General features: G+C 54.9%; 8 protein-coding genes and 1 pseudogene. All 9 read left to right on the top strand.

The window, feature by feature from the left end; all coding sequences use genetic code 11:
- A pseudogene (locus JWF83_RS22225) lies at positions 1–893 on the top strand (nitrogen fixation negative regulator NifL); the annotation flags it as partial.
- Positions 893–2,464 (top strand): nif-specific transcriptional activator NifA, encoded by a 1,572-nt coding sequence (gene nifA, locus JWF83_RS22220; RefSeq protein ID WP_413652688.1) that lies wholly within the window; start codon positions 893–895, stop codon positions 2,462–2,464. The pseudogene JWF83_RS22225 and the gene nifA, both read left to right, overlap by 1 nt.
- 185 nt (positions 2,465–2,649) lie before the next feature.
- Positions 2,650–4,047, top strand: coding sequence for a nitrogenase cofactor biosynthesis protein NifB (nifB, locus tag JWF83_RS22215; RefSeq protein WP_413652687.1), 1,398 nt, complete (start codon positions 2,650–2,652; stop codon positions 4,045–4,047).
- Positions 4,047–4,556: a nitrogen fixation protein NifQ gene (locus tag JWF83_RS22210; protein ID WP_413652686.1), complete on the top strand. Its 510-nt coding sequence runs from the start codon at positions 4,047–4,049 to the stop codon at positions 4,554–4,556. The genes nifB and JWF83_RS22210 overlap by 1 nt, the downstream gene beginning before the upstream one ends.
- Before the next feature lie 445 nt (positions 4,557–5,001).
- Positions 5,002–6,573, top strand: a complete 1,572-nt coding sequence (locus JWF83_RS22205; RefSeq protein ID WP_413652685.1) for an MFS transporter — start codon at positions 5,002–5,004, stop codon at positions 6,571–6,573.
- A 74-nt stretch (positions 6,574–6,647) separates the two neighbouring features.
- Complete coding sequence (locus JWF83_RS22200; RefSeq protein ID WP_413652684.1) at positions 6,648–8,717, top strand: right-handed parallel beta-helix repeat-containing protein; 2,070 nt, start codon at positions 6,648–6,650, stop codon at positions 8,715–8,717.
- A 56-nt stretch (positions 8,718–8,773) separates the two neighbouring features.
- Entirely contained in the window at positions 8,774–9,454 is a 681-nt protein-coding gene (locus JWF83_RS22195; protein WP_413652683.1) for an oligogalacturonate-specific porin KdgM family protein, read from the top strand.
- A 202-nt stretch (positions 9,455–9,656) separates the two neighbouring features.
- The gene (kduD, locus tag JWF83_RS22190) at positions 9,657–10,418 is read left to right on the top strand and encodes a 2-dehydro-3-deoxy-D-gluconate 5-dehydrogenase KduD (RefSeq protein ID WP_413652682.1); all 762 of its coding nucleotides are present in this window, start codon (positions 9,657–9,659) and stop codon (positions 10,416–10,418) included.
- A 410-nt stretch (positions 10,419–10,828) separates the two neighbouring features.
- The coding region (locus JWF83_RS22185; protein WP_413647923.1) for a DDE-type integrase/transposase/recombinase at positions 10,829–11,601 on the top strand (773 nt) is incomplete at its 3' end.

Below are 11,601 nucleotides of genomic sequence, written 5' to 3'. Positions count from 1 at the left end.
TGTTAAATTATCCCGCCGATAAAACCCGGCTGCTGCGTGGTGAAATGACCCCGGTGCTGATCGGCAGCACCCGGCGCTGGTTTGCGCTGGCGGGCAGTGAACTGCCCGGGGTGAATGAAGAGGCCAGCGACTACTTTGTGGCGACCCCCTCGCCGCGCATGCTGATTGTGATAAACGACTGCAGTGAGCAACAGCGTCAGCAGCAGCAGGGCAGAATGGATCATCTGAAACAAAAGCTGACCAATGGCAAACTGCTGGCGGCGATCCGTGAATCAGTGGATGCCGCGCTGATCCAGCTTAACTGTCCGATTAATATGCTGGCAGCGGCCCGGCGTTTAAATGGCGAACGTGAAGAGAATGTGGCGCTGAACGCCGCCTGGCAGGAGGGCGTGGAAGCGGTGGCGCGTCTGCAACAGTGCCGGCCATCACTGGCGTTTGAAGCCGCCGGGCACTGGCCGCTAAGCGCGGTGTTTGAAGATTTGCAGGTGCTTTATCACCATCGTCTGGCGGGTTGCGGCAGCCTGCATTATGAACTGAGCGATCCCGACCTCAGCTGGTGTGGTCAGCGCACCCACCTGCTCGCTATTCTTAGCCTGTGGCTGGATCGCGCTCTGCTGCTGGCGGGCGGGCTGGCGCCATTTTTACTCAATATCCATATTCTTGCCCGTGGCGAAGGCGACTGGCTGCGGCTGCATATTGACGACAATCTGCCGCTGGAAGCGATAAGTTACTGCCAGTCGGATCGCGTACTCGCTGCCCCCGGCAACGGCATGGAATTACGCCTGATCCAGACCCTGGTAGCCTACCAGCAGGGCTCGATCAATATGGCATATCATCCCCCTTATGGCACCAGCCTCGCTATCAGCTTGCCCCTGTCTGCGGGAGAACTGTGATGAATCATTTGCCAGGTAATGAAGAGGGCCTGCGGCGTTTTGATATTTCTCAGCAGATGACGGCGTTGTATGCCATCAGCGGGGTGTTGTGCCGTAGTACCGAACTTAGCGCAGCGCTGGAGGGGGTATTGCAGCAACTGCATGATATGGCGTTTATGCAGCATGGCATGGTGTGCCTGGTGGATAAAGCCCATGGCAGTTTAATTATTGAAGCGCTGCATGGCAGTTCCCCCGAGTTGTCAGCGCTGACGCGCCAGGTGCGCTATCGGCCCGGGGAAGGATTACTGGGCACCATTCTCCATCAGTATCAGTCGCTGGTGTTACCGCGGGTAGCCGACGATCAGCGTTTTCTTGACCGGCTGAATGTTTATGATTACGAGCTGCCATTTATCGGTGTGCCGATCCCGGGAGCGGACGGACTACCCTGCGGGGTTTTAGCCGCGCAACCCATGGTATTGCAGGAAGCACGGCTGCCATCGATTACCCGTTTTCTGGAGATGGTCGCCAATCTGCTGGCGCAGACGGTGCGGCTGCGCCAGCTGAGCAGCCCGTCTGCGTCGGCAGCGGTAACCGAGCCGCCCCGGCGTTGTAAAGGGCAGCCGGAACATTTGGGGTTCGATAGTCTGGTCGGGAAAAGCCAGGCGATGCGTCAGACGATAGATATTATTCGCCAGGTGGCGCGCTGGGATACCACGGTGCTGGTACGCGGTGAAAGTGGTACCGGGAAAGAGTTAATTGCCAATGCCATTCACTACAACTCACCGCGGGCCAGCGCGCCTTTTGTGAAGTTTAACTGTGCGGCATTGCCGGATAACTTGCTGGAAAGCGAACTCTTTGGTCATGAAAAAGGGGCGTTTACCGGCGCCATGCGGCAGCGCAAGGGGCGCTTTGAACTGGCGGATGGCGGCACGCTGTTTCTGGATGAAATTGGTGAGAGCAGCGCCTCTTTTCAGGCCAAACTGCTGCGTATTCTGCAGGAAGGGGAGATGGAACGGGTTGGCGGCGATATCACCTTACATGTCGATGTGCGGATTATCGCCGCCACTAACCGTAACCTGGAAGAGGAAGTGCGGGCGGGAAATTTTCGCGAAGATCTTTATTATCGCCTTAATGTGATGCCGGTCATGCTGCCGCCATTGCGCGAACGCCAGGATGACATTGTCGAGCTGGCGCGTTTTCTGGTGCAGAAAATCGCCCTGCGACAGGGGCGCGAACTGCATATCAGCGACGGCGCCATTCGGCTGCTGATGAGTTATGACTGGCCGGGAAATGTCCGTGAACTGGAAAACTGCCTGGAGCGCGCCTCGGTGATGACCGAAGAAGGGGTGATTGATCGCGATGTGATCCTGTTTCACCATCCGGAAACGATCCCACGTGCCGCCAAATCGGCTGTGGCGCCCGCCAGTGCGGAAAGCTGGCAGGATCAGGGGCTGGATGAACGTCAGCGCCTGATTGCGGCGCTGGAAAAGACCGGCTGGGTGCAGGCGAAAGCCGCCCGGCTGCTGGGTATGACGCCACGCCAGGTGGCCTACCGTATCCAGATTATGGATATCAATATGCACCGTTTGTAGCGCGCCCGGCGCCCTGTCGGTTTATAACAATTTGTTTGTCGCCTTTAGCACATTTTAACCTGTCAGCGGTTGCTGACAGGTTTTTTTATTTATAGCTTTTTGAATTAATTGCAGTTATTGCCGGCGGCTTATCTGGCTCAGCCTTTGCAACACTCTGGCATCATCCTTCACTTAAGGGTTACGCTATGAGTTCCTGTCCTTCCGCATCCGCCCAGGGCGGCTGCCACAGTAATGCCGCAACATTTAATCAGTTACAGGCCAGCAAAGTGGCGCATCACCCTTGCTATTCCCTCAGCGGGCACCACCGTTTTGCGCGTATGCATCTGGCGGTGGCGCCGGCCTGCAATCTGCAGTGTAACTACTGCAACCGGAAATATGACTGCAGCAATGAGTCGCGTCCCGGGGTGGTCTCGGAGCTGGTGACGCCGCAGCAGGCGGTAGCGAAAGCGCGTCAGGTGGCAAAAGCTATTCCGCAACTCTCCGTGGTGGGAATTGCCGGTCCCGGCGATCCATTAGCCAATATCGGGCGCACCTTTCAGACCCTTGAACTGATGCGCCAGCAACTGCCGGATATCCGCCTCTGTCTGTCGACCAATGGTCTGATGCTGCCGGATGTGGTCGATCGGCTGGTCGAGGTGGGAGTGGATCATGTGACGGTGACCCTGAATGCCCTCGATGCGGATATTGCGGCGCAAATCTACGCCTGGGCCTGGTATCAGGGCGATCGCTATCAGGGGCGCGAGGCGGGCGAACTATTACTGGCGCGCCAGGAAGAGGGGATCCGCAAACTGACTGAACGCGGGGTGTTGGTGAAAATCAACTCGGTGCTGATCCCGGGGATTAATGACCAGCATATGCTGGCGATTAGCGAGCAGGTTAAAAGCTGGGGAACCTTTGTGCATAATATTATGCCGCTGATTGCCCGCCCGGAGCACGGCACGGTATTTGGCCTCGCCGGACAACCGGAGCCGGACGCGGCGATGGTCGCCGATATACGCCAGCAGTGCGGGGCGGTGATGCCGCAAATGTCACACTGCAAACAGTGCCGCGCCGATGCTATCGGCATGCTGGGCGAAGATCGCAGCAGTGCCTTTCCGCTGTCCGCCATTCCGGCGCAGGCGGAACCCTATCTGCCTTTAATGCATCAGCGGGCGCAAATTCATGCCAGCCTTGCCAGCCAGGGCGAGTCTGAAGAGCCCGAGGCCTGTCTGGTGGCGGTGGCCAGTAGTCAGGGGAATCTTATCGACCAGCACTTTGGTCATGCGGATCGCTTTCATATCTACAGCCTCTCGGCAGCAGGGGTAATCTCAGTCGGAGAGCGTTTTACCCCGCGTTTCTGCCAGGATCCCGCCGAGTGTGAAACGGATAACAGTGAGGATCGGCTGACGGCGTTGCTGGCGTTGCTGGCGGATATGCAGGCGGTATTTTGTGCACGCATTGGTCACCAGCCGTGGCAGGCGCTGGAGCAGGCGGGGATTGAGCCGCAGGTCACCGGTGCCTGGCAGAGCGTCAACGGGACGTTGCAACAGTGGTGGCAACAGCGGCAGCAGGCGGTCACCGGCCAGTCACAGGGGGCAGCATAATGGCAGGCGACATCTGGCTGGCGCAGTTGCTGGCCAACTATCAGCAGGGGCAGGGGCACTTCGCGCCGCGCATGGGGCTATCCGGCGCTGACTGGCGACAACTGCTGCAGCGGCTGGGAGAGGCAACCCCCAGCTGTGAAGCGCGGGTGATAACACAGCAGCAATTGATTGGTGAGCTGCAGAGCGGGCGGCAGCAAGAGTTGACGGAGCTGGCTGACTGGCTGGCGCAGTGGCAGGCGCCCGGCGCCAGCCCGATGCATCAGATCATCGCCAGTGTGGCGCTGGGATTTAATCATTTGTGGCAGGACCTGGGATTATCGTCACGTGAAACCCTGCGTCTGTTGATGAGCGACTGTTTTCCGCAGCTGGTGGTGATGAATCACGCCAATATGCGCTGGAAAAAGTTTTTCTACCGCCAGCGCTGCCTGCAGGAGACCGGTGAGCTACTGTGTCGTTCTCCCAGCTGCGACGACTGTTGCGAGTGGGCATACTGCTTTGCCGCAGAATAGTGCGGCTATCCCACCGACAATCTCTGCTGTGTGCGCCGTAAAATAACTTGCGCAGTCTTGTGACGTCACCCCGGGCTGCGGATATTTCATTAAATCTGAAATGATCATAGCCCCCGCCGATTGATGAAAATCGTTAACTAAATTTTACTTTACGCAAAAAGCGCTTTAAAGCACATAAACAGCGTTGGTTTACGTTCACATGGTGATTATTGGTGCTGCTATATTTATTAATATTATGATATTAAACAAATTAATTATTTATGCTGGAAGGATGCATGTATGGTAGCTCTGTGCAAATGTTAGCTGTATCGCAAATTACAAATAAAACACCAGGCTTACCTTTTAGAGTGACATAAGTCACATCATTCAGGGTCTCTTAAATATATAAAATGGCCATTCACTTAAAATGAAACAATGGTTCATTAATTAAAGAGACCTTAACATCATGATAAAAAGTACGATACCTTTGGGAGAGGGACGGAAGGTCACGCTGGGCCATCAACTGGCTTACGGCGGCGGCAACTTGCTGGGCAGCGGCGCCCTGGCGATTGCCGGCGCGTGGTTGCTCTATTTCTACACCACCTTCTGCGGACTGACGCTACTGGAGGCTTCATTTATCTTCTCCGTAGCCAGCGTGATCGACGCCATCAGCAATCCACTGATGGGCTATTTAACCGATAACTTTGGTAATACCTGGCTCGGCAAGCGTTTTGGTCGTCGGCGTTTCTTCCTGCTGATTGGCGCGCCGTTAATGATGTTCTATCCGTTATTGTGGGTCGAGGGTTTTGGCTTCTGGTACTACCTCAGCACCTACGTCATCTTTGAGTTGATTTACACCTCAGTGATGGTGCCATATGAAACGCTGGCGACGGAAATGACCGATGATTTTTCCGTGCGTTCCAAGCTGACCGGCTATAAGGCTATCTTTGGTAAAATGGCGAACTTCCTCGCCGCCTTTATTCCCGGCCAGTTTATCCTGCTATACGGTAAAGAGTCAGCACAGCCGTTCCAGTATACCGGCATTACTTACGGCCTGATCCTGTTTGTCGCCATCGCCATGCTCTACCGTTTCTCCTGGGAGCGTAAGGATATTGGCATTACTGCCGTCAGACAGAAAAAATCCTTATGGCAAACCGTAGTTGCGCTGGCGCGTGATATGCAGTCCACCTTTTATTTACGTGTGTTCCGTAAGCATCTGGGCATGTATCTGTTTGGCTTTGGCGCCGAATGGTTATTCGCTTCGGTATTTACCTACTATGTGATTTTTGTTCTGCAGTATGATCCGGCCATTCTCGCCGGCCTGAACAGCCTGAATGCGATATTACAGCTGTTCTCCACCGCGTTATTTATTGGTATCTGCGTCAAACGTGGTTTTAGCAAACCCTACACCTGGGCGTTGTTAGTGGTTATTTTTGCCGTGTGCTGCTACTCATTGCTGCATTTCCTTAACCTGCCGCCGCATCTGGCGACCGTGGCGATTATTGGCGTCACCGTGGTGTTTGGTCTCGGCACCGGTGGGGTTTACTACATTCCGTGGACGGTTTACACCTTCCTCGCCGATGTTGACGAAGTATTTACCGGCCGCCGTCGCGAGGGGATCTATGCCGGCGCCATGACCTTCTCTGGTAAGATCGTCCGTTCAGTAATTGTGTTTGTGATGGGGGCGATCCTCAGCTATTACGGCTTCCAGTCAAAATCCCATGTTCAGCCAGAAAGCGCGATTACCGCTATCTCCTGGGTATTCTTCGCCGGGGTGATTGTGCTGGCGCTGACGGCGATTATCTTTAGTCGCCAGATGACGCTGAACCGTAAAACGCACTTTATTGTGCTGGAAGAGGTGGCGCGTATTAAAGCCGGTGGGGAACTGAGCGCGATCAAACCTGAGGTGCGCGCAGTGATTGAAAACCTGATTGGCTATCCCTACGAGCAGTGCTGGGGCAATAGTGATATCTCACGCAAAATGAATGCGGCCGATGGCGTCACCCCGGTTGCGCCGGTTCAGCTGCCACAACGTTAATCCATACCTCCATTGATTGAACACCTTCCTGCCCATTGGGCAGGACAGGTTTCGCTCGCTTAAAGGAATGATAAATGCGGGAAATAAAACTACTCCCTCTGTCGCTATTGGTCGTCAGCATCAGTGCTGCCGCCCAGTTACCCAATCCCGATACGCTGGTATGGCATGCCATTACGTTCGGCCAGTCGACCGATGTTAATTTCGCCACCAATGTGCTGCCGGAAAAGGTAGGGCTCAATCAGGTAACGCAGGCCAATGGGCAGCGCTTACCTGAGGCCGGCGGACGGTTGATCACGCCGGTAGAGATTGAGAGCCGTGGCGGCAAGATTGGCAACAGCCATGACGGCCTGACGTTTTATTACACCCGGCTGCCAGTCAGCGCCAATATGCAGCTGGATGCCGAGATTAGTGTCGACCAGTTCGGCCCGGAAAATGGCGCCATGCCTGCCGGGCAGGAAGGGGCGGGACTGCTGGTAAGGGATGTGCTGGGGAAAGCGCGTGCTGAGGTGCTGCGGCCCGGTGATGAGGAGTTTCCGGCCGCCGCCAATATGGTGATGAATGCGTTGCTTACCGAGGATAAAAAGTCCCATAACCTGCTACAGGTGACACAAATCGCGCGTAATGGCGTCGAACATGAGTGGGGAAATGCCGGGGTTGAGATTATCCGTCAGGCTTATCACCACGGGCTGGATATCCGGCAAACGCCCCGTTTTCGTCTGCGGCTGGCGCGCACCGATGACGGCTTTATCTCCGGCTGGGCCGCTGCGGGCAGCGATAACTGGGAAACCCACCAGATCGGGGATGCGCAGCGTGTTGCGGTGCTGGATAAAGAGGGGTATTACGTCGGCTTTTTCGCCTCACGTAATGCGCGTATTACCGTCCATCAGGCCAGTCTGACGCTGAGTGAGCACCATGGCACTGCTGAACCGTCGTTTATTGCCGCGCCACAGGCGGCGAGGGTGGAGATCGCTTCCGCAGCGCTGGCGGCGCAGCCAGAGTATCACTTCCAGTTACGCAGTAATCAGGATGGCAGGCTGAACGTCAGCAGTAACGGTAAGGTGCTGGTAGAGGATAAGGCGGTGACTGCCGGTGAGATGCAGTCGCTGGCCGTTACCCTCGGCACCAAACCTACGCAGCTCGCCTGGCGGCTGGTGACCCGCAGTGGCGCCTCCCTGAACGACAGCCTGACGGTAACTGCGCTGAAACTTGCCGATGCGCATAATCTGTATGTGTCGCCGCAGGGTAAAGCCGGCAATAATGGCAGCCGTGCGCAACCGTTGGATGTTGCTACCGCGGCTGCGGCACTGGCGCCGGGAGGAACTCTGTGGCTGGCGGATGGCGACTATAGCCTGACGACCCTGGCCGCCAGCGTTAGCGGTACGCCACAACAGGCAAAAAAACTGCGTCCCCTCGGTCGGCTGGCGGTATTTCACGGGCTTAATCTTGAGGCCAGCCACTGGGATATCGCTGGCATTACGGTGACGGAGAAAAGCTTCAATATTTCCGGCAGCTACAATCGCATCACCCAGGTGGTGGCGCATCATGCCGATGATACCGGCATCTGGGTGGCTTCACCGGCCGGGATTGGCCGCGCGCTCTGGGCCAGCCATAATATTATTTCCCACTCCGAGTCTTACGCTAATCAGGATCCCGGCCAGATCAACGCCGATGGCTTTGCGGTGAAAATGCGCGTCGGCGACGGGAATAAACTGATTGCCTGCTTCTCACACGATAACGTCGACGATGGTTTTGACCTGTTCAATAAAATCGAAGATGGACCGAACGGAGAGGTCACCATTGAAAACAGTGTGGCCCAGCGCAACCGCAACAATGGCTTTAAGCTGGGCGGCGAGGGTTTACCGGTGGCGCATCAGATATCGGCCAGTGTAGCGATAGAGAACGGCATGGATGGTTTTACCGATAATTTTAATCCGGGTGCGCTGATAGTCAGTAATAATATTGCCATCGATAATAAACGCTTTAATTATCTCTTCCGTCCGGGTCCTTATACCCAGGCAGATAAGCAGGGCGTATTTAATGGCAATATATCATTGCGCTCACAATCAGCAGATTACGCCGATGCCGTTAGCGGTCAGGTTAAGGATAACCACTTTCTGACGCTGGCAGATAATAAACAAAAATAATCAACCAATAACAACCGATGTGAATTTCATCGATCAATACTAATGGGATTTTTACAATGAAAAAACAGACTTTACTGATCTGCGGGCTACTATTGTCCTCTTTACCGGCGGCGGCAGTGACCATTGATCTGCGCCACGAATGGCTGGATGACAGCAAAGCCAATAAGGACCGGGTGCTGGTCTCGCACCGCTTCGACAATGGCTTTGGTTTCTCGCTGGAAACAAAATGGAAGTCCGGCGGCGAACATCAGGATAAACCCTTTAATGATGTGGTCGGTAGTGGTACCGAAAGTACCATTAGTTACCAATTTAAAATGAGCCCGGAATGGTTTATTCAGCCGGGCTTTACCCTTGAGTCTTATAACAGTGGCAGTATTTATAAGCCTTATTTAACCACCGGTTATAACTTTAAAAGCGGTATCTATTTAAATGCCCGTTACCGCTATGAATATACCCGTGAGACCGAGGAGGGGGAAGATGATGAAAAAGTCAATCGTGGCGAATTCTGGTTGGGATATCGTTATCAGGATTTAAGGTTTGAATATAACTACATCTATAAAAGCAGCGATCAGATCCGTTTTGATAATAAGAAATGGGACTACGAGCATAATGTGAGGGTGTTGTGGAATATCAATCAAAACTGGGCGCCGTATACCGAGGTGGGTAACGTCAGCGTGCGTAAAACCACCGATGAACGGCAGACGCGTTTCCGTATCGGTGTGCAGTATAGCTTTTAATCAATTGATCCTTTTGTGTTGAAGTTTTATTAAAAACAAAACAGTGTTTTAATTTAATTGTCTACACGGAAAATTAGGGATAGACTTACTGCAGGCTGGAGGGGGATGGCATTGTCGCTGGCGGTGGTGCCATCACTCTTACCGATTGTTATCCCTACATTTGATCCGGGTGAATGCGGCCCGGTGCACTAAGGAAGACAGAATGATTCTCGATAATTTTTCACTGCAGGGTAAAGTTGCCATCGTCACCGGTTGCGACACAGGTTTAGGGCAGGGTATGGCGGTTGGCCTGGCGCAGGCCGGGTGCGATATCGTCGGGATTAACGTTGTGGAGCCGGATGACACTGCCGCGCAGGTGACCGCTCTGGGGCGTCGTTTTTTAAGTCTGAAAGCCGATTTAAGCAAACTTGAAGTGCTGCCCTCGCTTCTGGAGCGGGCGCTGGCGGAGTTTGGCCATATCGATATTCTGGTGAATAACGCCGGGATTATCCGCCGCCAGGATGCGCTGGAGTTCAGCGAAAAAGACTGGGATGACGTGATGAACCTGAACATTAAAACCGTGTTCTTTATGTCGCAGGCGGTAGCCCGTCAGTTTATTGCGCAGGGCAACGGCGGTAAGATTATCAATATCGCTTCGATGCTCTCCTTCCAGGGCGGTATTCGCGTGCCATCCTATACCGCATCAAAAAGCGCTGTGATGGGCGTGACCCGTCTGCTCGCTAACGAGTGGGCGCAACACGGTATTAATGTTAACGCCATTGCCCCGGGTTATATGGCGACCAATAATACTCAGCAGTTGCGTGCTGACCAGGATCGTAATGACGCCATTGTCGAGCGTATTCCTGCAGGTCGCTGGGGTTTACCCCAGGATTTGATGGGGCCGGCGGTATTTCTCGCCTCCGCAGCATCGGATTATGTGAATGGTTACACCCTTGCCGTCGATGGCGGCTGGCTGGCGCGTTAACCGGTCCGGGCGGTATCCCGGGAACACTGTCACTGTCATTGTTACTGTAGGGGAGCCATTTATGGCTCCCGTCCCGATGGCGACTGCAGTGCAAGTCATTGATACCGGCGGCATAAATGCCGCCCCTACAGAAGAATATCTGCCGCCCTGATGTAGGGGAGCCATTTATGGCTCCCGTCCCGAAGGTGGCAGCAGTGCAAGTCATTGATACGGGCGGAATAAATCCCGCCCCTACGGCAGAATACCTGGCCCCAGCTGTAGGGGAGCCATTAATGGCTCCCGTCCCGATGGCGACCGCAGTGCAAACCATTGATACGGGCGGAATAAAGGTACAAACCGGTCACATGGGTAACACTTTAGACCGGGCACATGGGTAACAGTTATAACTGGCATAGCGGAGGAGACTCACTATGCCCTGGACTGAGACTGTTATCATGCAACGCCTCGAATTCATCCGTGCCTGCCATGCAGGCACTCATTCTTTTGCTTCCCTTTGCCGCCAGTTCGGCATCAGCCGTAAAACCGGATACAAGTGGCTTAACCGTTTTCAGCACGATGACCCCCTGTCTCTGGCTGACCGTTCCCGTGCACGTCTTACGCAGCCGCACCGCATCCCACCCGATGTCGCCCGGCAGCTCATCGACCTCAGGCTCACTCATCAGGACTGGGGGGCCAGTAAAATCCGTCAGTGGCTCCTGAACCACAACGTAAACTTTGATGTCCCGGCCGGCAGCACTGTCGGTGACCTCCTCAAACGCGAAGGCTTAATACCTGACCGTAAAAAGCGCAGACGCACACCGGGCAACGTGCAGAAGCTGACCGATATCCGTCACGTTAATCAGGTCTGGAGCGCTGACTTCAAGGGCCGCTTCCGGCTACTGGACCGCAGCTACTGCCGTCCCTTTACCCTGACCGACAACCACAGCCGCTACCTGCTGGCATGCGAGGCTGGCCAGGCGGAAAGTACGGTGTTCGTTCGCGCCTGTCTGGAAAAGGTCTTCAGGGAGTGCGGGCTGCCGGAAGTACTGCGTACGGATAACGGGGCGCCTTTCGCCGGTTCAGGCATCGCCGGACTGAGCCAGCTCAGCGTGTGGCTGATAAAGCTGGGTATCCTGCCGGAGCGCATCAGGAAAGGTCACCCGGAGCAGAACGGACGGCATGAGCGGATGCACCGTTCGCTGAA

This window comes from Pantoea sp. B65 (genome assembly GCF_047308185.1).
Taxonomy (GTDB): Bacteria; Pseudomonadota; Gammaproteobacteria; order Enterobacterales; family Enterobacteriaceae; genus Erwinia.
The sequence above is the reverse complement of the archived record's forward strand: the minus strand, read 5'-3'. Positions and strand labels throughout refer to the sequence as shown.

Bases quoted from the DNA above. Each gene is read 5' to 3' on its own strand.
- nifA (WP_413652688.1), top strand. From the start codon at position 893: ATGAATCATTTGCCAGGTAATGAAGAGGGCCTGCGGCGTTTTGATATT.
- JWF83_RS22195 (WP_413652683.1), top strand. From the start codon at position 8,774: ATGAAAAAACAGACTTTACTGATCTGCGGGCTACTATTGTCCTCTTTA.
- JWF83_RS22210 (WP_413652686.1), top strand. From the start codon at position 4,047: ATGGCAGGCGACATCTGGCTGGCGCAGTTGCTGGCCAACTATCAGCAG.
- kduD (WP_413652682.1), top strand. From the start codon at position 9,657: ATGATTCTCGATAATTTTTCACTGCAGGGTAAAGTTGCCATCGTCACC.
- JWF83_RS22200 (WP_413652684.1), top strand. From the start codon at position 6,648: ATGCGGGAAATAAAACTACTCCCTCTGTCGCTATTGGTCGTCAGCATC.
- nifB (WP_413652687.1), top strand. From the start codon at position 2,650: ATGAGTTCCTGTCCTTCCGCATCCGCCCAGGGCGGCTGCCACAGTAAT.
- JWF83_RS22205 (WP_413652685.1), top strand. From the start codon at position 5,002: ATGATAAAAAGTACGATACCTTTGGGAGAGGGACGGAAGGTCACGCTG.